Consider the following 24,551-nt stretch of genomic DNA (forward strand, 5'->3'; position numbering starts at 1 on the left):
ACACGACACGTGCCGACCCGACCCCACACAGCCGCACGACGACGGCGGGCCCCGGTCGTCTGACCGGGGCCCGCCGTGGACTGCGTGAGGGGAACTACGCGCGCGAGTTCTCCAGCACGTAGCCCTCCTCGCCGTGGATGGCGATGTCGATGCCGGCGATCTCGTCCTCGTTCTTGACGCGGAAGCCGATGGTCTTCTCGATCACGAAGCCGATGACGAACGCGAGTACGAACGAGTAGGCCATGACGGCGACGGCGGCCAGCGCCTGGATACCGAGCTGCTTGAACGAGCCCGAGAAGATCAGGCCGGTGGTGTTGGCGAAGAAGCCCAGGTAGAGCGTCCCGAGCAGACCGCCGACGAGGTGGATGCCGACGACGTCGAGCGAGTCGTCGAAGCCGAGCTTGAACTTGAGGTCGATGGCCAGGGCGCAGACCGCACCCGCCAGGACGCCGAGCACGATGGCCCAGCCCGGGGTCAGGGCGGCACAGGCCGGGGTGATGGCGACGAGACCGGCAACCGCACCCGATCCGGCGCCGACCGAGGTGGCCTTGCCGTCCTTGATCTTCTCGACGATCAGCCAGCCGAGGATGGCCGCCGCAGGAGCCGCGATCGTGTTCAAGAAGGCCAGGGCGGCGGTGCCGTCGGCGGCGAGCTCCGAGCCGGCGTTGAAGCCGAACCAGCCGAACCAGAGGAGGCCGGCACCGAGCAGGACGAAGGGCGGGTTGTGCGGCTTGTCGGCGCCCTTGGCGAAGCCGACGCGCTTGCCGAGTACGAGTGCGAGTGCCAGGGCGGCGGCACCGGCGTTGATGTGCACCGCGGTGCCACCGGCGAAGTCGATCACGCCCATGGCGGCGATCCAGCCGCCGACCGTGTTGCCGTCGGCGTCCTTCGTGAAGTTGAAGACCCAGCTCGCGACGGGGAAGTACACGACCGTGGCCCAGACGCCGGCGAAGATCATCCAAGCGCCGAACTTGGCGCGGTCGGCGATGGCACCCGAGATGAGCGCCACGGTGATGATGGCGAACGTCGCCTGGAAGGAGGCGAAGGCGATGGTCGGGAAGGCACCCGTCGGTGCGAGGCTGTCGGTGAAGGCGGAACCGAGTCCGAGCGACGCGATATCGATGCCGAAGACGCCCTGGATGCCGACGAACTGGTCGGAGCCGCCGGGGATCGACGTCGGGTTGCCGAAGGCGATCGCGTAGCCGTAGAGCACCCACAGCACACCGATGAGGCCCATGGCGCCGAAGCTCAGCATCATCATGCTGATGACGCTCTTGGCCTTGACGAGACCGCCGTAGAAGAACGCCAGTCCGGGGGTCATGAGCAGCACGAGTGCCGCACAGATCAGCATGAACGCGGTATTGCCTTGATCCATGGTTGAAACACCTCTCGATTACGGAGCCAGGGGCGCAACCGAGAGCGTTCGACCGTGCGGGTCCACGTGCGGTGACGTCGAACTCAGGATTCGGGTGCGGCACTCAGTCTCTGGGCGAGAGGTTTCCAGACGTGTGCATCGATGTTTCGGGAATGTAACAGCGCAGAGCGCCGTGTAAACAACGTGTTTCCCCCAGCCCGGAGACCGCAGCACGCGCAGCCCGCAAGCACGCGCAGCCCGCAAGCACGCGCAGCCCGCGGTCAGGGCAGGAGCGTCAGCGCCACGAGCCGCGACATCGCGCGCAGGTACTTCTTGCGGTACCCGCCGGCGAGCATCTCCTCGCCGAACACCTGGTCGACCGGCGTGCCCGACGCGATGACGCGCACCTGGGCGTCGTACAGGCGGTCGACGAACGCGACGAGGCGCAGGGCGTCGGTCTGGCTGGCGAGCGGCCGTACGTCGCTGAGGGCCACGGCGTCGAGTCCGTCGAGCATCTTGACGTACTTGCTCGGGTGCACCGTCGACAGGTGGGCGACCAGGGCGTCGAAGCCGTCGACCGAGACGACGCCCTCGGCCGCCTGCACGGCCGCGTCGAGGTCGTCGGTGACGACCGCATGCGCGGAGACCTCGCGCCGCCGGTAGTCGGTGCCGTCGATGCGCAGGGTCGTGAAGCGATCGGACAACCCCTGGATCTCGCGCAGGAAGTCCGCGGCCGCGAATCGCCCCTCGCCGAGGGCGTTCGGCGGCGTGTTCGACGTGGCCGCGATGCGCGTGCCGTCCTCGGCGAGGTCGCCGAGCAGTCGCGTCATCATCATCGTGTCGCCCGGGTCGTCCAGTTCGAACTCGTCGATGCAGACGAGCGAGGCTCCCTTGAGCTGCTGGGCGGCGCCGGCATAGCCCACGGCCCCGACGAGGGCCGTGTACTCGATGAACGTCCCGAAGTACTTCCGGCCGGAGGCACGGTGCCAGAGGGCGGCGAGCAGGTGCGTCTTGCCCACACCGAAACCCCCGTCGAGATACAGACCCGGGAGGGCCTGCGGAGCCGCCGCGCGCCTCCGGAACAATCCCTGGCGGGCGGGCCGCTCGGCGGCGCCGCCGAACGCGGCGACGGCGGCCACGGCCTCCTGCTGCGACGGGTAGTCGGCATCGGGCCGGTAGTTCTCGAGAGACGCTCCCTCGAACTGACGAGGAGGCACGAGCTGGGCCACGATCTCGGGGCCGCTGATGCTCGGGCTGCGGTCGGTCAGCGACACGACCGTGCGAACGGACTCGGTGGACATCGGTGGCGGCCTCCGTGGCATGTCAGGGGGAAGGGAATGATTCGCGCCCGTAATGTGTCTGAGTGTACGCCGCACCGAGTCGGCGTCATCCGCCCTGCGGGGCGCACAAGCAGGAGGCATCATGACCGTCGAGCACGACCCGTCCACACGATTCAGCGAGTACGCCCACCCCGAGCGGCTCGTGAGCACCGAGTGGCTCGCCGACCACCTCGGCGACCCCGGTCTCGTCGTGGTCGAGTCCGACGAGGACGTCCTCCTCTACGAGACGGGACACATCCGCGACGCCGTCAAGATCGACTGGCACACCGACCTCAACGACCCCGTGAACCGCGACTACATCGACGGCGAGAAGTTCGCGGAGCTGATGTCCAGCCGCGGCATCGCCCGCGACAGCACCATCGTCGTCTACGGCGACAAGAGCAACTGGTGGGCCGCGTACGCGCTCTGGGTCTTCTCGCTCTTCGGCCACGAAGACGTGCGTCTGCTCGACGGCGGCCGCGCGAAGTGGCAGGAGGAGGGGCGCGAGTTCACCACGGACTCCCCCACCGTCACGCCGGTCGAGTACCCGATCGTCGAGCGCGACGACACCGGGATCCGCGCCTACCGCGAAGACGTCCTCAACCACCTCGGCAACCCGCTGATCGACGTGCGCTCCCCCGAGGAGTACACGGGCGAGCGCACCACGGCACCGGCCTACCCCGAGGAGGGCGCGCTGCGCGCCGGCCACATCCCGAGCGCCCGCAACGTCCCGTGGGCCAAGGCCGCGGCCGACGACGGGACCTTCCGCCCCCTGTCCGAGCTGGACGCCGTCTACCGTGAGGGCGCCGAGCTGAAGACCGACGACCAGGTCATCGCCTACTGCCGCATCGGCGAGCGGTCGAGCCACACCTGGTTCGTGCTGCACCACCTGATGGGCATCGAGAACGTCCGCAACTACGACGGATCCTGGACCGAGTGGGGCAGCGCGGTCCGCGTGCCGATCGTCCGCGGGGCCGAGCCGGGGGACGTGCCCGCCCGATGAGCGACGTCCCCGCTCCCCTGCCCGAGGCGCTCGAGACGATCCGCGAGGACTTCCTCGCCCTCGGGCAGAACGACCGGCTGCAGCTGCTGCTCGAGTTCTCGAACGAGCTGCCCGACCTGCCCGCCGAGTACGCCGACCACCCGGATCTGCTCGAGCGTGTCGTCGAGTGCCAGTCGCCCGTGTTCATCTTCGTCGACGTCCGCGACGGGGTCGTGACGATGCACGCCACGGCTCCGCGGGAGTCGCCGACGACCCGCGGTTTCGCGTCGATCCTCGCGCAGGGGCTGAGCGGCCTGTCGGTCGACGAGGTGCTCGACGCCGTGCCCGACGACTACCCGCAGACGATCGGTCTCACCGAGGCCGTGAGCCCGCTGCGGATCCGGGGCATGACCGGCATGCTCGCCCGGGTGAAGCGCCAGGTCCGGGACAAGACGAGCGCGTGACCCTCGCCACGCTGCACCCGCGTAACGCGGCCGCCGACATCGACATCGAAGCCGACGACGCGTTCGCGCGGGTCCGCGGCCTGTACGAGCCACCGCAGCGCGACTGGCTGCGACTCAACCTGATCGCCGCCGTGAGCGGCGACGCCGCCGGTGAGGACGGTACGTCCGAGACCCTCAGCAACGCCGTCGACCGCACCATCCTCGCCGCCATCCGCGATCTGGCCGACGGCGTGCTCGTCGGTGCGGCGAGCGTGCGGGCCGAGGGCTACCGGGTGCCGAAGTCGTCCCGGCTGGTCGTCGTCACGTCATCGGGCGACCTGTCGGGGCACCGCATGGATCCCGAGCACGCCGAGCGCGTCGTCGTGATCTGCCCCGACTCCGCGGTCGGCGCCGTGAGGGCCTCCCTCGGTGCCGACGTCGCTGCGGCCGCGACCGTGCTGCCGACGGCCGACATCGAGGGCCGGGTCGCGCCCGACGCGATCGTCACCCGTCTGCGCGACCACGGCCTCCGGTCGCTCGTCTGCGAGGGCGGACCGTCGCTCGCCGGCCAGTTCCTGCACGACCGGCTCGTCGACGAGCTCTGCCTGTCGACGTCGCCCGTCGTCATCGGCAGCGGCCTGCCCGTTTTCGGTCGCGAGCGCTTCGACCCGTCACGGCTGACACTGCATCAGCTCCTCAAGGACGACCAGAGCGCCCTCTACGCACGGTGGCTGGTCGAAGACGGGCCAGCCAGTCGGCGATGACCCGGTCGAACCGCTCGGGGTCGTAGTTCCAGAGCTTCGTGTGCCGGGCCGTGTCGAAGACCTCGAAGGTCACGAGATCGGGCCGGGCCTCCGCCAGGGCATGAGACGCGGTCGACGGCACGAAGCCGTCGTCGTCGCTGTGCAGCAACAGGATGGGCACGTCGAGGGCGTCCGCGCGCCGCGCGAAGTCGAGCCGGTCGAAGTCGATCGGGGTCGCCCGCCCGCTGACCCGGCTGAGACGGGGCGATTGCAGGAGGCGCATCACCAGTTCCTGGACGACGCCCGGCACGCGCATCTCGGCTCCCTGGAACCGCAGCGTCGTCCGCCAGTCGACGACCGGCGACTCGAGCACGACACCGGCGACGAACTCGCGGAGACGCGCCCGGGTCACCACCTGCAGCACGGTGGCGCCGCCCATCGACCAGCCCATCAGCACGATCGACGTCGCCCCGTGGTCGACGGCGTAGGCGAGCGCGCCCTCGACGTCCTCCCACTCCGTGTCGCCCAGTCCGTAGCGGCCGTCGACCGACCGGGGCGCCTCGCCGTCGTTGCGGTACGACACCAGCAGCGACGTATAGGAGGCACGGTGGAAGACGGGCAGGGATCGGATCGTCTCCGCCCTGGTCACCCCGCGCCCGTGCACGCCGATCATCCACGGCCCCTCGAGTCCGCCCTCGGCCGGCACGAGCCAGGCGGGCGCGCCGCCGAGCGGTGTCGTGACGATCACGTCGACCGTCTCGAAGCCGGCGTCGGCCGGGCTGGTGTAGAGCCATCCGCCGACGCGACCCGAGCGGGCCGTCGCGAGATCGCCCCCGGTGACGTCGGTGACCACGCGGGTGATGCGTCTGCCGTCGTCGGAGACGATCGCCCCGAGCCGGGCGTGGCCACGGCCCCGGTCGAACCAGAAGCTGTAGTCGCCGACGAGGCGCGTGTCGGGCGTCGACCGGAGCGTGACGACGCCCGTGGAGCCGTCGAGCTCGGCACCATGGATGGTGACGTCGTCCGAGCGCTTCCGTGCCGGCGTGACGATCTTGCGGGCGATCGCCACCATCCCCGCGCCGAGTCCGATCGAGGCGGCCGCGACCGCGCCGCCGACCGCGATCGCGACGATGGCGCCGGCCGTGAGGCGCGTGGCCCGCTCGACCCGCCCCTCTCCGGTCGGACGGGAGGCTCTGACGGGGGTCGACGACGGGGACACGGGCGGCTCCGGGTGCTCGGCGGACGAGCGGGGAGGCGCCGCTCGCGGTCGAACCAGCGGGTTCGGTCGTGCCGCTCGCTGCGGCGTGCCGCCTACCCGTGACTCTGCTGGGAGCCTAGTCTGCTCAGGTGTCCGACAATCCCTCGACGCCGTCGACCCCGACCGCCTTCGCCGCGGCCGTCGACTCCCTCCGCCGTGCGATGGACCGTGACGACCTCGCCGTGACCGAGATCCCCGCCCCGACGGGGCTCGCACCGCACGCTCTCGCCCTGGCCGGCGACGTCGTCGGGGCGAGCGGCCGAGCCGACGCCGACCTCGGCACCGGCCGCTTCGTGCTGCTCTACGACGAAGACGAGCCGGAGGCCTGGGGCGGCCCGTTCCGCGTCGTCTCGTTCGCCCAGGCACCGCTCGAGACCGAGCTCGCCCTCGATCCGTTCGTCGCCGACGTCGCCTGGACCTGGCTCGTCGACAGCCTGGACGCCCACGGGGCCGACTACGACGCCGCGTCGGGCACGGCCACCAAGATCCTGTCCACCGGCTACGGAGAGCTCGCCGCCCATGGTGACGGTGCACAGCTCGAACTCCGTGCCTCCTGGAGCCCTACCTCGACCGAGCTGGCTCCCCACATCGAAGCCTGGAGCGAGTTGATCTGCACATTGGCCGGACTCCCCCCGACCGTCGAAGGAGTGACGCTGCTGGCGTCGAGGCGGGTCGGGCGTGACTGACGCGACCGCCGCCTCCTCGGCTCCTGCCCCCTCCGTCCCCGAGTCGTCGACCGCGGCCCCGGCCCGCGTGTCGATCGACCCCGTCGTCCGCACGGCCGACTCCGTGCACGGCCGCGTCGACGTCATCGACGACCGTGAGGCCTATCTGGCCGCCGTCGAGCTGATCCGTGCCGGGCACGGCCCGATCTCGATCGACGCCGAGCGTGCCTCCGGTTACCGCTACTCGCAGCGGGCCTATCTGATCCAGGTGTTCCGCCGCGGGTCGGGCGTCTTCCTGTTCGACCCGCCCGCGATCGGCTCGTTCGCCGAGCTGCAGGACGTCATCGGCGGCGAGGAATGGGTGCTGCACGCTGCGAGTCAAGACCTCGCCTGTCTGCGCGAGGTCGGGCTCGACCCCGTCGCCCTCTTCGACACGGAGCTCGGCGCCCGGTTGGCCGGACTGCCCAAGGTCGGGCTCGGCGCCGTCGTCGAGCAGCTCCTCGGCGTGCACTTGGCCAAGGAGCACTCGGCGGCCGACTGGTCGACCCGGCCCCTCCCCCAGAGCTGGCTCGTCTATGCCGCGCTGGACGTCGAACTCCTCGTCGATCTTCGCGACGCGATGCACGCGCTGCTCGAGTCGCAGAACAAGCTCGAGATCGCCCGACAGGAGTTCGACGCGACGATCGAGCGCGAGGCCAAGCCGCCGAAGGCCGAGCCCTGGCGCAAGCTGTCCGGGTTGCACTCCGTCCGGGGCCAGCGGTCGCTCGCCGTCGCCCGCGAGCTCTGGCTCGCCCGAGACGAGTACGCCCGCGAGATCGACACGGCCCCGGGCCGTCTGGTGCCGGATGCGTCGCTGCTGGCGGCGACCAAGGCCCTGCCCGCGGACAAGCGGGCCCTGGCCGGCATGAAGGACTTCGTCGGCCGGGCCAGTCGGAGCGAGCTCGACCGCTGGTGGGCCGCCCTCGAGCGCGGTCTCGCGACGAGCGACCTCCCCTCGCACCGGGGCCCCGCCTCCGATCTGCTGCCCCCGCCGCGGTCCTGGGCCGACAAGAATCCCGACGCCGACGCGCGCTACAAGATGGCGCGCCCCGCGGTCGTCGAGATCGCGGAGGACTACGATCTGCCGGTCGAGAACCTGCTCACCCCCGAGCACCTCCGACGGATCGCCTGGGAGCCGCCGGCCGATCTCACGCCCGACGCGGTGGCCTCCGAGTTGCGCTCTCTCGGGGCGCGTGAGTGGCAGATCGACGCCGTGTCGCTGATCATCGCCGATGCCTTTGTCGAGGCCCGCCAAGACGCCTCGACCTCCGACCCGGACGCTTCGTAGGAACAAGCAAAGGATTCACCGGCGCGACACCCCCTCCCTAGGATCGGACGAGTTCCGAACCAGGGAGGCAATGTGGCCGAGAGAACAGATGTCGTCTTCGTCGACGGGGTGCGAACCCCGTTCGGTCGAGCCGGCGACAAGGGTATGTACTGGCAGACGCGCGCGGACGACCTCGTCGTCAAGGCGATGCAGGGTCTGATGGCCCGCAACACGGCTGTCCCGCTCGATCGGATCGACGACGTCGCCATCGCGGCGACGACCCAGCAGGGGGACCAGGGGCTCACGCTCGGTCGCACGACGGCGCTGCTGGCCGGCCTCCCCCAGTCGGTGCCCGGCTACGCCATCGATCGGATGTGCGCCGGCGCGATGACGAGTGTGACCACGATCGCCGGTGGCATCGCCTTCGGCGCCTACGACATCGCGATCGCCGGCGGGGTGGAGCACATGGGACGCCACCCGATGGGATTCAACGCCGACCCGAACCCGCGCTTCGTCGCCGAGAAGCTGGTGAGCGGCGAGGCCCTGAACATGGGCAACACCGCCGAACGCATCCACGACCGGTTCCCGCACCTCACCAAGGAGCGCTCCGACCGCTACGCCATGCGATCGCAGCAGAAGCTCGCCGCGGCCTACGAGGCCGGGCAGATCCAGCCCGACCTGATCCCCGTCGCCATCAAGACCGACGAGGGCTGGGGGCTGGCGACCCGCGACGAGGCACCGCGCCCCGAGACGACGATGGAGGGCCTCGCCACGCTGCGGACCCCCTTCCGCCCGCACGGCCGCGTCACGGCCGGCAACTCGTCCGGTCTGAACGACGGCGCGACGGTCAGCCTGCTCGCTTCGGCCGACGCGGCCCGCGAGTTCGGTCTCGCCCCCAAGATGAAGCTCGTCAGCTTCGCGTTCGCCGGCGTCGAGCCCGAGATCATGGGCATCGGCCCGGTGCCGTCCACCGAGAAGGCACTCCGCAAGGCCGGGTTGTCCATCGACGACATCGGCCTGTTCGAGCTCAACGAGGCGTTCGCCGTGCAGGTGCTGTCCTTGCTCGACCACTTCGGCATCGACGACGACGACCCGCGCGTCAACCCCTGGGGCGGCGCGATCGCCGTCGGCCACCCGCTGGCCTCGTCCGGCGTCCGGCTCATGATCCAGCTCGCGCGCCAGTTCGAGCAGCACCCCGAGGTGCGCTACGGCCTGACGGCCATGTGCATCGGCCTCGGTCAGGGCGGCAGCGTCATCTGGGAGAACCCGCACTACTCGCGAAAGGCGGCACGGGCATGAGCACGGCAGCGGAACAACTCACCGAGCTCTCGGCCGACGAGGTCGTCACGCACTCCTACGTGCGCGACGTCCCGTTGCCGAGCGGCGGCGTCCTGGCGCTCGTGACCCTCGACAACGGCCGCGACCACACCCGGCCGTCGACCCTCGGCCCCGCGACACTCCTCGAGTTCGGCGCGGCGCTCGACCGACTGCGCGAGCGTGCCGCGTCGGGAGACATCGCGGCGATCGCCGTCACGGGCAAGCCCTACTTCTTGGCGGCGGGTGCCGACCTCAGCAAGGTCAGCGCCATCCCCAGTCGCGACGTCGCCCGTGAGCTGGCCCGTCTCGGCCACGAGGTGCTGGGCAAGCTGCACGAGGCAGGCGTGCCGACGTTCGTCTTCGTCAACGGGCTCGCGCTCGGCGGCGGTGTCGAGATCGGCCTGCACGCCGACTACCGCACGGTCGACTCGTCCGCCGCGGCGATCGCGCTGCCCGAGGTGTTCCTGGGCATCATCCCCGGTTGGGGCGGGGCCTGGCTGCTGCCGAACCTGATCGGCATCGAGAACGCCCTCAAGGTGGTCGTCGAGAACCCGCTCAAGAACAACCGCACGCTCAAGCCGAAGGACGCTCTCGACCTGGGCATCGTGGACGTCATGTTCGGCCCCGCGTCGTTCCTCGAGGACTCGATCCGCTGGGCGGACGGCGTCGTCGCCGGTCGCACCCAGGTCAAGCGGCCGAACGTGCCGGGCAAGCTCGAGCGCGCTGTCAAGTGGGACGCCGCCATCGGCATCGCCCGGAAGACCCTCGAGTCGCGCATCGGAACGGTCGCGAAATCGCCGTACGCGGCGCTCGAGCTCCTCAAGGCGGCCAAGAACACCGACCGGCAGACCGGCTTCGAGGCGGAGAACGACGCTCTCGCGGATCTCGTCGCGGGCGACCAGTTCCAGGCGAGCATGTACGCGTTCGACCTCGTCCAGAAACGTGCGAAGCGGCCCGCCGGCGCCCCCTCGCCGGAGCTGGCGCGCACGATTACGAAGGTCGGCATCGTCGGTGCAGGTCTGATGGCCTCCCAGTTCGCCCTGCTCTTCGTTCGCCGGCTGCGGGTCCCGGTCGTCATCACCGACCTCGATCAGCAACGGGTCGACGCGGCGCTCGATCGTATCCGGGCCGAAATCGGCGAGTTGGCGACCAAGGGCCGCATCTCGCGTGACGAGTCGAACAGGCTCACGGCCCTGATCACCGGCACGACCGATCTCGCCGACTTCGCGGACGCCGACTGGGTCATCGAGGCCGTCTTCGAGGAGCTCCAGGTCAAGCAGGACGTCTTCGCCGGCGTCGAGGCCGTCGTAGCCGAGACCGCCGTGCTCGCGACGAACACGTCCTCGCTGTCGGTCGAGCAGATCGGGGCGAAGCTCGCGCACCCCGAGCGCCTGGTCGGGTTCCACTTCTTCAACCCGGTCGCCGTGATGCCGCTGGTCGAAGTCGTCAAGACCGCTCAGACCGACGACGAGACGCTCAGCACCGCCATGGTCACGGCGAAGGCCCTCCGGAAGAACGCGGTCATCACCGCCGACACCCCTGGCTTCGTCGTCAACCGCATCCTCGCGAAGCTGCTCGGTGAGGCGATGCACGCCGTCGAGACCGGCACACCGTTCGAGGTCGTCGATCGCGCCACGGCGCCGTTCGGTCTGCCGATGACGCCGTTCGAGTTGCTCGAGCTGGTCGGTCTGACGGTCGGCGCCCACGTGCTCGACACGCATCATGCGGCCTTCCCCGATCGATTCCACGCGAGCGAGGGCCTGCATCGCCTCGCCGAGTACGGGCACATCTTCGACCGCGATGCGAAGGGCAAGCGCAAGGGCTTCGACAAGAAGGCCGTCGCCCTCGCCGCCGGGCCGGGGACGGCTCTCACGGACGACGAGCTCCGCCTGAAGATCGAGGACGGACTCGCCGACGAAGTCGGGCGCATGCTCGACGACCACGTCGTCGCCGCGGCCGAGGACATCGACCTGTGTCTCATCCTCGGGGCCGGTTACCCGTTCCAGATGGGCGGTGTCACGCCGTACCTCGACCGGGTCGGCGCGACCGAGCGGGTCCGGGGCACGACGTTCCACACGCCTCCGATCAGGGGCGTCGAGAACCGGCTCACCGCCTCCTAGGCTCCCGGCAGCACGAAGGCCGTGTCACGACTCGTTCGTGACACGGCCTTCGTGCGTGGCGCCGAGGAGGCGCGGGTGGGCAGATCGCGCCCGTAGCGTCTCAGTCGCGGCGGACGTCGAGCTGCGCGTCGGCCTCGTCGAGCGGCCGTGCCACCGGGATCTTGCTGCCGAGCACCTGCGCGACGACGTCGCGGGCGATGTGCTGCGGGGTGAGTCGGACCTGCTCGAGGATCTCGGCGCGCGACCCGTGCTCGAGGAACTCGTCGGGCAGGCCGAGCTCGGTCACGGCCGTGTCGACGCCGGCTTCGCGGAGGTCCTGGCGGATGCGCGTGCCGATGCCGCCGACACGGACACCGTCCTCGATGCTGACGACGAGTCGGTGGTCGCGGGCCAGGTCGATGACCGACTCGGGCACCGGCACGACCCACCGGGGGTCGATGACGGTGGCACCGATGCCCTGGTCGGCGAGGCGTTCGGCGACGTCGAGGCCCACGGTCGCCATCGGACCGACGCAGACGAGCAGGACGTCGTCGCGCTCACCCCGCGCGAGGACGTCGACGCCGTCGGCGAGGCGCTCGATGGCCTCGTGCTCCGCGCCGACACTGCCCTTCGAGAATCGGACGACGGTGGGCGCGTCCGTGACCGCGACCGCCTCGCGGAGCTCCTCGCGCAGGCGGCTCGCGTCGCGCGGTGCGGCCAGGCGGATGTGCGGCACGATCTGCAGCAGCGCCAGGTCCCACATGCCGTGGTGGCTGGGCCCGTCGGGGCCGGTCACGCCCGCGCGGTCGAGGACGAACGTCACGCCGGCCTTGTGCAGGCCGACGTCCATGAGCACCTGGTCGAACGCACGGTTGACGAACGTGGCGTAGAGCGCGACGACCGGGTGCAGGCCACCGAACGCTAGCCCCGCCGCCGACGTGACGGCGTGCTGTTCGGCGATGCCCACGTCGAAGACCCGGGCCGGGAACCGCTCCGCGAGCTTGTGCAGCCCGACGGGGCGGAGCATGGCCGCCGTGATGCCGACGACCGTCTCGTCCTCGGCGGCGATGTCGACGATCTCGTCGGCGAACACAGACGTCCACGACGATGCGCTCACGGTCTCGAGCGGCTCGCCCGATTCCGGGTCGATCTGGCCCACGGCGTGGAACTGGTCGGCCACGTCATGGACGGCCGGGTCGAAGCCACGGCCTTTCTGCGTGATCGCGTGCACGATGACCGGCGCGCCGTAGTTCTTGGCCTGGCGTAGCGCCTCCTCCATCGCGACCTGGTCGTGACCGTCGATGGGGCCGATGTACTTGATGTCGAGGTTCGAGTACAGCGCCTCGTTGTTCGTGAACCGGCTGAGGAACCCGTGCAGACCGCCGCGGACGCCGCGGTAGACGGCGCGACCGGGGTGCCCCAGCCGGTCGAACACGGCTCGGCTGCTCACGTGCAGCTCGCGGTACGCGCTGCGCGTCCGCACGTTGTTCAAGAAACGGGCCATGCCGCCGATCGTGGGGGCGTACGAGCGGCCGTTGTCGTTGACGACGATCGTGAGACGACGGTCGTTGTCGTCGCTGATGTTGTTCAGGGCCTCCCACGTCATGCCGCCCGTGAGCGCGCCGTCGCCCACGACGGCGACCACGTGCCGGTCGTCGCGACCGGTCAGCTGGAACGCGCGGGAGATGCCGTCCGCCCACGACAGCGAACTGGACGCGTGCGAGCTCTCGACGATGTCGTGCACCGACTCGGAGCGCTGCGGGTAGCCGGCGAGCCCGCCCCGGAGGCGGAGCTTGCTGAAGTCCTGCCGACCCGTCACGAGCTTGTGCACGTACGACTGGTGACCCGTGTCGAAGACGATGGCGTCGTGGGGCGAGTGGAACACGCGGTGGATCGCGAGCGTGAGCTCGACGACGCCGAGGTTCGGACCGAGGTGGCCACCGGTTTTCGAGACCTCGGCCACGAGGAACGCGCGGATCTCGGTCGCCAGTTCGACCATCTGGTCGTCGGACAGGCCGTCGAGGTCTCGGGGTCCACGGATCGTTTCGAGCAGGCTCATACCCACTCCCTTCTTTGCCCCCACGGCAATCGTTTCAGTCTAGGCATGAGCCATCGAGAAGAGCCGAAAGACCCTCGGGCAGCGTTCAGGCTGCCCGAGGGTCTTTCGCGTGACGCGAGGCTGCCGGCTAGACGAGCGACCGCAGCACGTACTGCAGGATGCCGCCGTTGCGGTAGTAGTCGGCTTCACCCGGGGTGTCGATGCGGACGACGGCGTCGAACTCGACCGTGCCCTTGCCCGCAGGCGAGTGCTCGGTCGGCGTGGCCGTCACGTGCACCGTCTTCGGGGTCACGCCGTCGTTCAGCGCGGTCAGACCGCTGATGCTGATCGACTCGGTACCGTCGAGACCGAGGGAGTCCCACGATTCCCCCGCCGGGAACTGCAGCGGGACGACGCCCATACCGATGAGGTTCGACCGGTGGATGCGCTCGAAGCTCTCGGTGATGACCGCCTTGACACCGAGGAGGCTCGTGCCTTTGGCCGCCCAGTCACGCGACGATCCCGAGCCGTACTCCTTGCCACCCAGGATGACGAGCGGGGTGCCCTGCTCCTGGTAGCGGGAGCTGGCGTCGTAGATGAACGTCTGCGGCGCGTCGGGCTGCGTGAAGTCGCGCGTGTAGCCACCCTCGACGCCGTCCAGCAGCTGGTTCTTCAGGCGGATGTTCGCGAAGGTGCCGCGGATCATCACCTCGTGGTTACCCCGACGCGAACCGTAGGAGTTGAAGTCCTTGCGGTCGACGCCGTGCTCGGCGAGGTAGTGACCGGCAGGGCTGTCGACCTTGATCGAGCCGGCGGGGCTGATGTGGTCGGTCGTGACGCTGTCGCCGAGCTTGGCGAGCACGCGCGCCGAGTCGATGTCGGTCACGGGCGTCGTCTCGAGGGTCATGCCGTCGAAGTACGGAGGCTTGCGGACGTAGGTCGACTCGCTGTCCCACTCGAACGTCGCGCCCGTCGGCGTCGGCAGCGAACGCCAGCGCTCGTCACCGTCGAAGACACCGGCGTACTCGTGGGTGAACATGCCCGTGTCGATCGACTCGTCGATGGTCTTCTGGACCTCGGAGGCCTCGGGCCAGATGTCGCGCAGGTAGACGTCGGTGCCGTCGGAACCCGTGCCGAGCGCGTCGTTCTCGAAGTCGAAGTTCATCGACCCGGCGAGGGCGTACGCGATGACGAGCGGCGGGCTCGCGAGGTAGTTCATCTTGACGTCGGGGTTGATGCGTCCCTCGAAGTTGCGGTTGCCCGAGAGGACGGCCGTCACGGCGAGGTCGTTGTCCTGCACCGCGGTCGAGATCTCGTCGAGCAGCGGACCGGAGTTGCCGATACAGGTCGTGCAGCCGTAGCCGACCGTGTAGAAGCCGAGGTCTTCGAGGTAGGTCGTGAGACCGGCCTTCTCGTAGTAGTCGGTGACGACCTTGGAGCCGGGCGCGAGGGTCGTCTTGACCCACGGCTTGGCCTTGAGGCCCTTCTGGCTCGCGTTACGGGCCAGGAGGCCCGCGGCGAGCATGACGGAGGGGTTCGACGTGTTGGTGCACGACGTGATGGCGGCGATGGCGACGGCGCCGTGGTCGAGAGTGAACGACGAGCCGTCCTCGAGCGTGACCTCGGACGGCTTGGAGACCTTGGCCGGGGCGTGCGACGTGTGGCTGTGCGACAGCGCGTGCGACGAGGTCTCGTCCTGGGCCGTGAACCCGACCGGGTCGGACGCCGGGAAGGTGCCCTCGACGGCTGCGTCGACACCGGAGTGGTCGGTCGTCGCGTACGAGCCGAGGTCGATCTCGAACTGCGACTTGGCCTCGGTGAGCTCGATGCGGTCCTGCGGGCGCTTCGGGCCGGCGATCGACGGCACGACCGTCGCGAGGTCGAGCTCCAGGTACTCGCTGTAGACCGGCTCGACCGAGGGGTCGTGCCAGAGCCCCTGGAGCTTCGAGTAGGCACCGACGAGCTCGATCTGCTCCTCGCTGCGACCGGTCAGACGCAGGTAGTCGAGCGTCACGTCGTCGATCGGGAAGATCGCGGCCGTCGAGCCGAACTCGGGGCTCATGTTGCCGATGGTGGCGCGGTTGGCGAGCGGCACCTCGGCGACGCCCTCGCCGTAGAACTCGACGAACTTGCCGACGACGCCGTGACGGCGCAGCTGCTGCGTGATCGTGAGGACGACGTCCGTCGCCGTGACACCGGTGGGGATCGAGCCGGTCAGCTTGAAGCCGACGACCTTGGGGATGAGCATCGACACGGGCTGGCCGAGCATGGCCGCCTCGGCTTCAATGCCGCCGACGCCCCAGCCGAGCACGCCGAGGCCGTTCACCATCGTCGTGTGCGAGTCGGTGCCGACGAGCGTGTCGGGGTAGGCCTGGAGCGCACCGCCGACCTCGCGGGTGTACGTGACCCGGGCGAGGTACTCGATGTTGACCTGGTGCACGATGCCGGTGCCCGGCGGGACGACCTTGAAGTCCTCGAACGCGGTCTGACCCCAGCGGAGGAACTGGTACCGCTCGCCGTTGCGCTCGTACTCGATCTCGACGTTGCGCTCGAGGGCGTTCGGGGTGCCGAACAGGTCGGCGATGACCGAGTGGTCGATGACCAACTCGGCCGGTGCCAACGGGTTGATCTTGGTCGGGTCGCCGCCGAGGGCCGAGACGGCCTCGCGCATGGTGGCGAGGTCGACGATGCAGGGCACACCGGTGAAGTCCTGCATGACCACGCGCGCCGGCGTGAACTGGATCTCGGTGTCGGGTTCGGCGGTCGGCTGCCAGGAGCCGAGGGCCTTGATCTGGTCGCCCGTGACATTCGCACCGTCTTCGGTGCGGAGCAGGTTCTCGAGGAGGACCTTCAGGCTGAATGGAAGTCTCTCGGACCCGTCCACCGCGTCGATGCGGTAGACCTCGTAGTCGGTGTCGCCGACCGTGAGCTTGTCCTTCGAGCCGAAACTATTGATTGCAGACACGTGCCGTCTCCCTTGCTGACTACGCCCCATCGTTGCCGGGAAGCGAGCAGCTCCGCCAGCGAGGCCAGCCTAAGTCCGAAGTCGACCGCATGATCGACCCGGACGATTTATCTCGATGTCGAGATAAATGTAGCACCGGAGGCACGGGGCGGCATTCAGCCACACCGGATCAGTCGCGAGTCTCCGACCCGCTCGTCCGTGCGGTCGCCTGGCGCCCCGCGTAGACGGTCCGGACCAGCAACCACGTCACCCAGAGGAGCATCGCGTAGAGCGGAACGCCCATGATGAGCTTCACGGCCCCGAGGACCGCGACCTCCCCGGCGAAGAAGAGCGGGAGCTCCACGGCGAGCCTGGCGGCGAACAGCCCGGCCCAGAGGAGGGTGGCGAGTGTCAGCACCCGACGCTTTGCGCGATCCCGACGCCACTCGACGCCCTCGTTCGTGAGCAGCCCCACGATGACGCCGATCAGGGGCCAACGGGCGGCGATGCTCACGAGCATGACCAGCAACGACCCGGCGTTGATGAAGAAACCCGGAACGAAGTTGTCCTCCGCGCGACCCGTGATGAGCGCGAGGGCGGCCGAGATGGCGATACCCAACACGCCGGCCAGGGCTTGAGCGATAGGCCCCCGGCGGACGGCCCGGGCCGCGACGAAGAGCACCGCCACGACGACGGGGATGACGACCGAGGGGACCAGCTCGCGCGTGAGCGTGTAGACGACGACGAAGAGGAGCCCGGGCAGAATCGACTCGACGAGCCCGCGCACACCGCCGATCGCCTTGAGCAGGGCGCCGGCCGTGGGGACCTCGCCCGGAGCCACCTGGCCGATGCCTGCGCGTTGCGCCGCGGCACGCAAATGGGCGCTCAGCGAGACGCGGGCACCGTCATCCGTGGCATCGTCACCCCGGCCAGGGGCACCGTCGTCGTGCGAGACCGCCATCGCGGCGTCAGACCTGCGTCGTGGCCGCGCTGCCACCGTCGGCCGGACCGGTCTTCGGCATGTTCAGCGGGATGAGGTCGCGCGGGGGCATCGGCGTCGTGCCACGCACGACGACGACGCTACGGAAGAGCTCCTCGATCTTCTCGGCCGCCTCGGGGTCGACGGTGGCGTCGCCCGCGATGACACCGCGGAGGAACCACCGGGGGCCATCGACGCCGATGAAACGGGCCAGACGAGTCGTGCCCGAGTCGCCACCCATCACCGGGATCTCGGCGCGGACCTCGGGGCCGAACGGCCCGTCGACCTCGGCGGTCGTGCCGCCCTGGCGGCGGATCTGCTCGGAGATCTGCTCGCGGATCTCGTTCCAGAGACCGGTGGTGCGGGGCGCCGCGAAGGGCTGGATCTGGAGCGTCGACTTGGCGAAGTCGAGACCCACGGCGACGACGCGCTTGCTGCCCTCCTCCACCTCGAGCCGAAGGTGCAGACCCTCGCGAGGGAGGATCTTGACACCACCGAGGTCGACGTACGGACGGACGGGATTGGCCTCGGTCTCGTCGAGGGGGCCGACGTCGGCACGATCGGCCGGAGCCGACTTGGAGTCGTCGAAGACCTCGACCTCCGCGTCGGCGAGGTTCTCGACGTCGACCTCGACGTCGTTGACGTCGGCGGTCTCGGTGTCGATCTCGATCTGAGCCGCCTCGAGAGCGGCGCGTTTCGACTTCCTCACGGTGTTCCTCCTGCGTTGTGGGCGTACCCCGTCGACCCGAACCCTCCGTCGCCCCGGACGCTGTCCGGCAACGTGTCCACCTCGACGAACGAGGCGCGGACGACGGGCATGATGACGAGTTGGGCGATCTTGTCGCCGACGGCGATGTCGTAGTCGGCCTCGGTGTCGGTATTCAACAGGCTGACCTTGATCTCGCCACGGTAGCCCGCATCGACGGTGCCCGGCGCGTTGACCACGGTGATGCCGTGCTTCGCCGCGAGACCGCTGCGGGGCATGACGAAGGCCGCGTACCCCTCGGGGAGGGCGATCGCGACACCCGTGCCGACGAGGGCTCGGTGACCCGCGCGAAGCGTCAGGGTCTCGGTCGAGATGAGATCGGCGCCGGCGTCACCGGGATGCGAGTACACCGGCACCCGGTCGGCCGCGATGAGGACGTCGAGGGTCTGATTCACGTGTCGAGGGTAGTGCAGAAGTCTGGTCGAATAGTCCCATGACCGAATACCGCGAGCGTCTCCTGCCGCCGCTCACCGTCTTTCTCGCGACCGCCCTGCTCATCCCCGCCACCCTGCTCGTCTTCTTGCCGATCAACGAGGTGGTCGGCGTCGTGGCGGCCATCGTGTTCTACGTCGCTGCCGTCCTCGCGCTGGTGCTGACGTCTCCCGTGCTGACGATCGATGCCGAGGGATTCGCGGCGGGGCGCGCCCGGCTCTACCCGCACGAGATCGGCGAGGCCGTTGCCTTCACGGGCTCGGCCGCGACAGCAGAAAGAGGGCCCCGGCTCGACGCGCGAGCCTGGACCCTCTTCCGGGGCTGGGTGAAGCCCGTCGTGAAGGTGTCACTGACGGACGAGTCGGACCCCGCTCCCTATTGGCTCGTGTCGACCAGAAAGCCGGACGAGGTGGTGCGGGGTCTCGACGGGATCAGGCAGCGCACTCCCGGCAGATAGGTCCGAGCTTCGTCTCGTGGTCGAGCTGCGAACGGTGCTTCACGAGGAAGCACTCGACGCAGGTGAACTCGTCCACCTGCGGGGGCAGGACGACGACGTCGAGATCGAGGTCGGAGAGATCCTGGCCGGCGAGTTCGAACGAACCCGGGTTGTCGGCGTCGTCGTCGACGACGCCCGTCATCTTGTCGGGGACCCGCTCCTTGAGCCCCTCGATCGACTCGGACTCGTCGTCGTTCTTGCGAGGTGCGTCGTAGTCGGTGGCCATGCCCATCCAGTTCTGTATAGATCGTGTACCAAAATCGGCGGGCACAGTTTGCATCACTCGTTGTCGAATAGCAAACCGGTCGCCGCGGCCTCGAGGCCGCCCCATCAGAACTCGCGGCACGCCCGCCGTATTCCCCGGATTCGCGCCGTCGACGTGGGAGTCTTGCCTGCGAATCACGACGGTGAAAGGCGTGAAAAATGCAGGAACTGAAGGTCATCGGCGTCGAGAGCGGAGCGCTGCTCGTCGCAACCGACGCGGGCAGCGAGTTCCGCCTGCCGGTCACGCACTCCCTTCACTCCCAGCTGCGCGCTGCGAGTCCCGATTCGTCCCCCGTCGAGCGCAAGGCGCCGCCGCGGGAGGTCCAAGCGCACATCCGTGCGGGTAAGACGGCGAGCGAGGTCGCGGAGATCACCGGGGCCGATCTCGACTACGTCCGGCGGTTCGAGGGGCCGGTGCTCGCCGAGCGCGAGTTCGTGCTGTCCACCGCGCGTGCCGTCCCCGTGAGTGTGGCCGACGACGACGAACCGGAGGGCTCGACGTTCGGGCCGGTCATCGACGGACGTCTGGACAGTGCCGAGGCGATCGACCGGGAGTGGACGTCCTACAAGGACGCCGAGCACGGCTGGGTCGTCCACGTCTCGTTCACGACCCACGAGATCGAGCGCGATGCGACGTGGCGCTTCGATCCGAAGAAGCTCTCGCTGGCACCTCTGCAGGGCGACGCCCACACGTTGTCGCAGCACAAAGAGGACATCGGCCCGCTGATCCCCCGCCTCCGGGCCGTCGCCTCACCCGTCGACGACGAGTCCACTCGTTTCGACAGCGGCGCGTTCCGGATCGACGGCCAGCCCGCTGACGCCCCGGCCGACGATGCGGCGACCGACCGCCTGCGACCCGACGTCCGGTCCGCCGCCTCCATGGCCGCCATGAATCGCGACCCCGAGTCCCACGCCCCCGCCCACAACCAGACGGCGGATCTGCTCGAGGCCCTTCGCCGCCGGCGGGGTGAGCGTGAGGCCGCGAGGTTCACCGATGACGATCCCCGCAGCGGACACCCCTCGACCGGGACGATCCGCGTGATCGACGTGCCGCTCGACGACTTCACCCTCCCCGAGGGCGAGACCAAGCCGACCCCGATCGTCGTCGCGACCGATCCCGAGACGACCGACGAACCCGTCGTCGCCGGTCCTCTGGACGACGCGCGGCCCACATCACGCCCGGCGGCACGGCCGCCGATGCCGACGCATGCGACTCCGCGGAAGCCTCGTGGACGCGCGTCGATGCCCAGCTGGGACGAGATCGTCTTCGGCGCGCGCTCGGACGACGATCCGGCTTAAGGGGCCGGCCCTCCGCGGGCGACGGGTCCGCCTCAGGCCGAATACGCCCCGAAGAGTCTCAGGGGAACCTGCGTCTCCTCCGACGACCACGAGCCGTGCTGGCCGATCATGTCGCCGGCGAGCCCCCCGTTCGATCGTCCGTCGTAGTACACGACGCCCTTCCGGGCCGCGATGATCAGGTCGCCGATGCGCGGCAGTACGACCGGGTCCACCGGGCCGAACCAGCCGGCCGCGACGGCCTCGTCGCGCGTCGCCACCCAGGCGCGTTCGGACTCGGCGGCCCGCCACGCGTCGACCGTCTGCTGCCGGAGCGCGTCGTCGGCACCCGGATCGAAGTGCAGCTGCAGGACTCGGGGGTCACCCGCGACGTGTCGGACACCCGCGACCAACTCGGGTCGGCCGCCGAACACGATGCGACGGCGCTCCGAGACATCGATGACGCCGTGATCGGCCGTCACCAGCATGCCCGCGTCCGCGGGCAGACGGTCGGCCAGACCCCGGACGCACGCGTCGACGGTCTCGAGCGCGGCCGTCCAGTCGCTGGACTCCCAGCCGAGCCGATGGGCGGTCATGTCGAGCTCGGGTATATAGAGGTAGACCAGCGACGCACCCGGCCCCGAGACGATGTCGAACGCCCGAGCGAAGCGGTCCTCCACCGCGTCGGCCACGACGAACTCGGCTCCCGACAGGATCGCCTGCGTCAGCCCCGACGACCTGTAGCGGCCAGCGGCGACCACGTGGCTGCGGACCCCGGGCACGCTGTCGAACAGCGGGCGGCGTCGCGGCCAGTCGGCCGGCCGCATCTTCGCGTCCCACCCCGAGAGCTGTTTCACGACGCGATCGTTCTCAGGGTCCAGCACCGTGTAGCCGACCAGCCCGTGCTCGCCGGGCAGCGCTCCCGTCGTGAGCGTCGCCAGCGCCGCGGCCGTCGTGGACGGGAACCCCGACCAGAGCGTGCCCTTGCCCGCGGTGAGGGCCCGTGCGTGCCCACGACGCGCGGACAACGAGGAGGCGCCGAGCCCGTCCACGAGGACGACGATCGACGAGCGTGCGGCCGGCAACTTGAGAGCGTTCTCCCCGCTCCCCTGCAGGGACGTCAGACACGAGGGGATCACGTCGGCCAAGCTCGCGGCTCCAGGCGGACGCGCCGGTAACATGGTCGTCATCGGCACAAGTCTGACACAGCGGCTCGCGCTCCTCGCGGCTCCGCCGACTGCGGTCGCGGCCCGATCCCCTTCGTCCATCGCAGGCGCGCCGCGCCTCCTCATCGTGAGAAGTGCATGACCACGACCGACAACGCCAGCACGGCCGCCAGCGGCGAGCGAATCGAAGACGTCGACGTCTCGGCCGAGATGCAGGGGTCCTTCCTCGAGTACGCCTACTCCGTCATCTACTCGCGGGCGCTGCCCGACGCCCGCGACGGTCTCAAGCCGGTGCAGCGACGCATCCTGTACCAGATGTCCGAGATGGGTCTTCGTCCGGATCGCGGCCACGTGAAGAGTGCGCGCGTCGTCGGCGAGGTCATGGGCAAGCTGCACCCGCACGGCGACACGGCCATCTACGACGCGATGGTGCGTCAGGCGCAGGCCTTCACGATGCGGGTGCCCCTGATCGACGGCCACGGCAACTTCGGCTCGCTCGACGACGGTCCCGCGGCGCCGCGGTACACCGAGGCGCGCCTCGCCGAGGCCGCCCTGGCGATGACGCTCAGTCTGGGTGAGGACGTCGTCGACTTCGTCCCCAACTACGACAACCAGCTGATGCAGCCCGAGGTGCTCCCGGCTGCGTTCCCGAACCTCCTCGTCAACGGCGCGAGCGGCATCGCGGTCGGCATGGCGACGAACATGGCGCCGCACAACCTGATCGAGGTGGTCGGCGCCGCGCGTCACCTGATCGAGAACCCGGCCGCGACCCTCGACGACCTCATGGCGTTCGTACCCGGACCCGACCTGCCGACCGGTGGGACGATCTCGGGTCTCGCCGGTGTCCGCGACGCCTACGCGACCGGGCGCGGCAGCTTCAAGACCCGCGCCAAGGTGGCGGTCGAGAGCATCACGGCTCGCAAGAGCGGGCTCGTCGTCACGGAGCTGCCCTATCTCGTCGGGCCCGAGAAGGTCATCGAGAAGATCAAGGACGGTGTGCAGAACAAGAAGCTCACCGGCATCACCGACGTCACCGACCTCACCGACCGCCACCACGGACTGCGCCTCGTCATCGGCATCAAGACCGGTTTCAGCCCCGAGGCCGTCCTCGAGCAGCTCTACCGCTACACGCCGCTCGAAGACGGCTTCAGCATCAACAACGTCGCCCTCGTCAAGGGCGAACCTCGCACGCTCGGGCTGAAGGAGATGCTGCAGGTCTACGTCGACCACCGCATCGAGGTCGTCACGCGTCGCAGTCGCTACCGTCTCGGCAAGAAGGAGGACCGCCTCCACCTCGTCGAGGGACTGCTCATCGCCATCCTCGACATCGACGAGGTCATCCAGGTGATCCGCTCGAGCGACGACGGCCCCCAGGCGAAGGCCAAGCTCATCGAGGTCTTCGATCTGAGCGAGATCCAGGCGGAGTACATCCTCGACCTCCGACTCGGCCGTCTGACCAAGTTCAGCCGCATCGAGCTTGAGGGCGAGCGGGACGACCTGCGCGCCGCCATCGAGGAGCTCCGCGAGCTGCTCGGCAGCACGGCGCGCCTCCGGGCCCTCGTGTCGACCGAGATGGGCGAGATCGCCGAGCAGTTCGGCACGCCCCGTCGGACGCTGCTGACCGAGGCGAAGCCGAGCGTGGCCACGACCGGTCGCGGCAAGAACGCCCCCGTGCTGGAGATCGCCGACACCCCGACGCGGGTGTTCCTCTCGACCACCGGCCGCCTCCTGCGGGTCGACCACCAGGATCCGTCCTCGGATGTGCCGACTCCCCCGACGCGGCGCACGAAGCACGACGCGATCCTGTCGTCGATCGACACGTCGACACGGACCGAGATCGGCGCCGTCACGTCGACGGGGAGGCTGATCCGGTTCACACCGGTCGACCTGCCGTCCGTGCCGCCGACCTCGGTGCAGCTCGGAGCCGGAGTGCCGGTGCACGACTACATCGGTCTCGCCGACAAGAAGGAGCGCGTCCTCGCTCTCGTCTCGCTCACCGCGGACCGCACGATCGCCCTCGGCACCGCCCGGGGTGTCGTCAAACGAGTCGCGACCGGGCAGTATCCGGCGAAGCCCGAGTTTCCGCTCATCACGCTCAAGGCGGGCGACTCCGTCGTCGGCGTCGCCCAGGGCGCGGACGACGACGAGCTCGTCTTCGTCACGTCGGCCACGCAACTGTTGCGGTTCCCGGCCTCGTCCGTGCGCCCCCAGGGACCGGCCGGCGGTGGCATCGCGGGCATGTCCGTCCCCGACTCGGCGTCCGTCATCTTCTTCGGGGCCGTCGCCGCCGGTGCGGAGGCGGTCGTCGCGACCGTCTCCGGCAGCACCTCGACGATCCCCGGCACCGATGCCGGGCGGGCCAAGCTCAGCGACTTCGCGGAGTTCCCGGCCAAGGGCCGCGCGACCGGCGGTGTCCGCTCGCACGCCCTGCTCAAGGGCGAGGACACCCTGACACTGGCGTGGGTCGGGCGATCGCCCGCCCGGGCCGTGGGAGCCGACGGTGGCGTGCGGACGTTGCCCGAGGCACTCGTCCGACGCGACGCGTCCGGCACGCCGCTGGAGGGCATCGTGGCCTCGGTCGGCTCGTCGGTCGCCCACATCGTCGACTCGGCGACGGGGGCCGAGGCCGGAGCCGAGCCGGCGTCGTGACGCCGAGCCGTGCCTCCTGCTCGCCTGGCTGAGATCGAGATCTCGGATCGAGCAGG

At 69.7% G+C, this 24,551-nt stretch carries 20 protein-coding genes; 10 read left to right on the top strand and 10 right to left on the bottom strand.

From position 1 onward, the window contains the following. Positions 1-94: 94 nt before the first annotated feature. A complete protein-coding gene (locus tag ACPEEZ_RS07900; protein ID WP_423917168.1) occupies positions 95-1,375 on the bottom strand; it encodes an ammonium transporter in 1,281 nt (426 codons plus the stop codon). 260 nt (positions 1,376-1,635) lie between these two features. Next, positions 1,636-2,655, bottom strand: coding sequence for a cell division protein ZapE (gene zapE, locus ACPEEZ_RS07905; RefSeq protein WP_423917171.1), 1,020 nt, complete (start codon positions 2,653-2,655; stop codon positions 1,636-1,638). A 121-nt stretch (positions 2,656-2,776) separates the two neighbouring features. Between zapE and ACPEEZ_RS07910 the strand changes: the two genes are divergently transcribed. From ACPEEZ_RS07910 to ACPEEZ_RS07920, 3 genes are read left to right on the top strand one after another with little or no spacing between them, the layout of a single operon-like run. Further along, a complete protein-coding gene (locus ACPEEZ_RS07910) occupies positions 2,777-3,676 on the top strand; it encodes a sulfurtransferase (RefSeq protein WP_423917173.1) in 900 nt (299 codons plus the stop codon). Beyond that, on the top strand, positions 3,673-4,119 hold the full coding sequence (locus ACPEEZ_RS07915) for a SufE family protein (RefSeq protein ID WP_423917176.1): 447 nt from the start codon (positions 3,673-3,675) through the stop codon (positions 4,117-4,119). The genes ACPEEZ_RS07910 and ACPEEZ_RS07915 overlap by 4 nt, the downstream gene beginning before the upstream one ends. Then, on the top strand, positions 4,116-4,862 hold the full coding sequence (locus ACPEEZ_RS07920; RefSeq protein WP_423917178.1) for a dihydrofolate reductase family protein: 747 nt from the start codon (positions 4,116-4,118) through the stop codon (positions 4,860-4,862). Before ACPEEZ_RS07915 ends, ACPEEZ_RS07920 begins: the two co-directional genes overlap by 4 nt. On the opposite strand, the gene ACPEEZ_RS07925 is transcribed toward ACPEEZ_RS07920, so the two are convergent. Next, the gene (locus ACPEEZ_RS07925) at positions 4,795-6,060 is read right to left on the bottom strand and encodes an alpha/beta hydrolase family protein (protein ID WP_423917181.1); all 1,266 of its coding nucleotides are present in this window, start codon (positions 6,058-6,060) and stop codon (positions 4,795-4,797) included. The genes ACPEEZ_RS07920 and ACPEEZ_RS07925 overlap by 68 nt on opposite strands. A gap of 128 nt (positions 6,061-6,188) precedes the next feature. On the opposite strand from ACPEEZ_RS07925, the gene ACPEEZ_RS07930 reads away from it, so the two are divergent. The 4 genes from ACPEEZ_RS07930 to ACPEEZ_RS07945 all read left to right on the top strand — a co-directional run bounded on the left by ACPEEZ_RS07930 (position 6,189) and on the right by ACPEEZ_RS07945 (position 11,507). Further along, complete coding sequence (locus ACPEEZ_RS07930) at positions 6,189-6,785, top strand: DUF3000 domain-containing protein (protein WP_423917184.1); 597 nt, start codon at positions 6,189-6,191, stop codon at positions 6,783-6,785. A 73-nt stretch (positions 6,786-6,858) separates the two neighbouring features. Further along, positions 6,859-8,091 (top strand): HRDC domain-containing protein, encoded by a 1,233-nt coding sequence (locus tag ACPEEZ_RS07935; RefSeq protein WP_423924212.1) that lies wholly within the window; start codon positions 6,859-6,861, stop codon positions 8,089-8,091. Between the two features lie 72 nt (positions 8,092-8,163). After that, positions 8,164-9,369, top strand: a complete 1,206-nt coding sequence (locus tag ACPEEZ_RS07940; protein ID WP_423917187.1) for a thiolase family protein — start codon at positions 8,164-8,166, stop codon at positions 9,367-9,369. After that, complete coding sequence (locus ACPEEZ_RS07945; protein WP_423917190.1) at positions 9,366-11,507, top strand: 3-hydroxyacyl-CoA dehydrogenase NAD-binding domain-containing protein; 2,142 nt, start codon at positions 9,366-9,368, stop codon at positions 11,505-11,507. Before ACPEEZ_RS07940 ends, ACPEEZ_RS07945 begins: the two co-directional genes overlap by 4 nt. A gap of 100 nt (positions 11,508-11,607) precedes the next feature. On the opposite strand, the gene dxs is transcribed toward ACPEEZ_RS07945, so the two are convergent. The 5 genes from dxs to dut form a co-directional block, all read right to left on the bottom strand. Continuing rightward, positions 11,608-13,545, bottom strand: coding sequence for a 1-deoxy-D-xylulose-5-phosphate synthase (gene dxs / locus ACPEEZ_RS07950; protein WP_423917193.1), 1,938 nt, complete (start codon positions 13,543-13,545; stop codon positions 11,608-11,610). 127 nt (positions 13,546-13,672) lie between these two features. Further along, positions 13,673-16,489 (bottom strand): aconitate hydratase AcnA, encoded by a 2,817-nt coding sequence (acnA, locus tag ACPEEZ_RS07955; RefSeq protein ID WP_423917195.1) that lies wholly within the window; start codon positions 16,487-16,489, stop codon positions 13,673-13,675. Positions 16,490-16,658: 169 nt separating this feature from the next. Then, a complete protein-coding gene (locus ACPEEZ_RS07960) occupies positions 16,659-17,429 on the bottom strand; it encodes a DUF3159 domain-containing protein (protein WP_423917198.1) in 771 nt (256 codons plus the stop codon). 7 nt (positions 17,430-17,436) lie between these two features. Then, complete coding sequence (locus ACPEEZ_RS07965; protein ID WP_423924213.1) at positions 17,437-18,111, bottom strand: DUF3710 domain-containing protein; 675 nt, start codon at positions 18,109-18,111, stop codon at positions 17,437-17,439. A gap of 41 nt (positions 18,112-18,152) precedes the next feature. Continuing rightward, positions 18,153-18,608, bottom strand: a complete 456-nt coding sequence (gene dut, locus ACPEEZ_RS07970; protein WP_423917200.1) for a dUTP diphosphatase — start codon at positions 18,606-18,608, stop codon at positions 18,153-18,155. Positions 18,609-18,646: 38 nt separating this feature from the next. On the opposite strand from dut, the gene ACPEEZ_RS07975 reads away from it, so the two are divergent. Then, positions 18,647-19,102, top strand: coding sequence for a DUF3093 domain-containing protein (locus tag ACPEEZ_RS07975; protein ID WP_423917203.1), 456 nt, complete (start codon positions 18,647-18,649; stop codon positions 19,100-19,102). On the opposite strand, the gene ACPEEZ_RS07980 is transcribed toward ACPEEZ_RS07975, so the two are convergent. Continuing rightward, the gene (locus ACPEEZ_RS07980; protein ID WP_423924214.1) at positions 19,077-19,367 is read right to left on the bottom strand and encodes a DUF4193 domain-containing protein; all 291 of its coding nucleotides are present in this window, start codon (positions 19,365-19,367) and stop codon (positions 19,077-19,079) included. The two genes, ACPEEZ_RS07975 and ACPEEZ_RS07980, sit on opposite strands and share 26 nt — an antisense overlap. A gap of 197 nt (positions 19,368-19,564) precedes the next feature. Between ACPEEZ_RS07980 and sepH the strand changes: the two genes are divergently transcribed. Next, positions 19,565-20,704 (top strand): septation protein SepH, encoded by a 1,140-nt coding sequence (gene sepH, locus ACPEEZ_RS07985; RefSeq protein WP_423917206.1) that lies wholly within the window; start codon positions 19,565-19,567, stop codon positions 20,702-20,704. A 32-nt stretch (positions 20,705-20,736) separates the two neighbouring features. On the opposite strand, the gene ACPEEZ_RS07990 is transcribed toward sepH, so the two are convergent. Next, positions 20,737-21,765 (bottom strand): alkaline phosphatase family protein, encoded by a 1,029-nt coding sequence (locus ACPEEZ_RS07990; RefSeq protein WP_423917208.1) that lies wholly within the window; start codon positions 21,763-21,765, stop codon positions 20,737-20,739. Positions 21,766-21,984: 219 nt separating this feature from the next. On the opposite strand from ACPEEZ_RS07990, the gene ACPEEZ_RS07995 reads away from it, so the two are divergent. Continuing rightward, positions 21,985-24,495 (top strand): DNA gyrase/topoisomerase IV subunit A, encoded by a 2,511-nt coding sequence (locus ACPEEZ_RS07995; protein WP_423917211.1) that lies wholly within the window; start codon positions 21,985-21,987, stop codon positions 24,493-24,495. The last annotated feature ends 56 nt before the right edge of the window (positions 24,496-24,551 follow it).

This window comes from Frigoribacterium sp. 2-23 (assembly GCF_049601585.1).
GTDB lineage: Bacteria > Actinomycetota > Actinomycetes > Actinomycetales > Microbacteriaceae > Frigoribacterium.

What these genes read in the sequence shown, in the direction of transcription:
- zapE (WP_423917171.1), bottom strand. Translation starts at nt 2,655, where the DNA reads ATGTCCACCGAGTCCGTTCGCACGGTCGTGTCGCTGACCGACCGCAGC.
- ACPEEZ_RS07960 (WP_423917198.1), bottom strand. Translation starts at nt 17,429, where the DNA reads ATGGCGGTCTCGCACGACGACGGTGCCCCTGGCCGGGGTGACGATGCC.
- dxs (WP_423917193.1), bottom strand. Translation starts at nt 13,545, where the DNA reads ATGAGCCTGCTCGAAACGATCCGTGGACCCCGAGACCTCGACGGCCTG.
- ACPEEZ_RS07910 (WP_423917173.1), top strand. Translation starts at nt 2,777, where the DNA reads ATGACCGTCGAGCACGACCCGTCCACACGATTCAGCGAGTACGCCCAC.
- ACPEEZ_RS07995 (WP_423917211.1), top strand. Translation starts at nt 21,985, where the DNA reads ATGACCACGACCGACAACGCCAGCACGGCCGCCAGCGGCGAGCGAATC.
- ACPEEZ_RS07945 (WP_423917190.1), top strand. Translation starts at nt 9,366, where the DNA reads ATGAGCACGGCAGCGGAACAACTCACCGAGCTCTCGGCCGACGAGGTC.
- ACPEEZ_RS07980 (WP_423924214.1), bottom strand. Translation starts at nt 19,367, where the DNA reads ATGGCCACCGACTACGACGCACCTCGCAAGAACGACGACGAGTCCGAG.
- ACPEEZ_RS07915 (WP_423917176.1), top strand. Translation starts at nt 3,673, where the DNA reads ATGAGCGACGTCCCCGCTCCCCTGCCCGAGGCGCTCGAGACGATCCGC.
- sepH (WP_423917206.1), top strand. Translation starts at nt 19,565, where the DNA reads ATGCAGGAACTGAAGGTCATCGGCGTCGAGAGCGGAGCGCTGCTCGTC.
- ACPEEZ_RS07900 (WP_423917168.1), bottom strand. Translation starts at nt 1,375, where the DNA reads ATGGATCAAGGCAATACCGCGTTCATGCTGATCTGTGCGGCACTCGTG.
- ACPEEZ_RS07975 (WP_423917203.1), top strand. Translation starts at nt 18,647, where the DNA reads ATGACCGAATACCGCGAGCGTCTCCTGCCGCCGCTCACCGTCTTTCTC.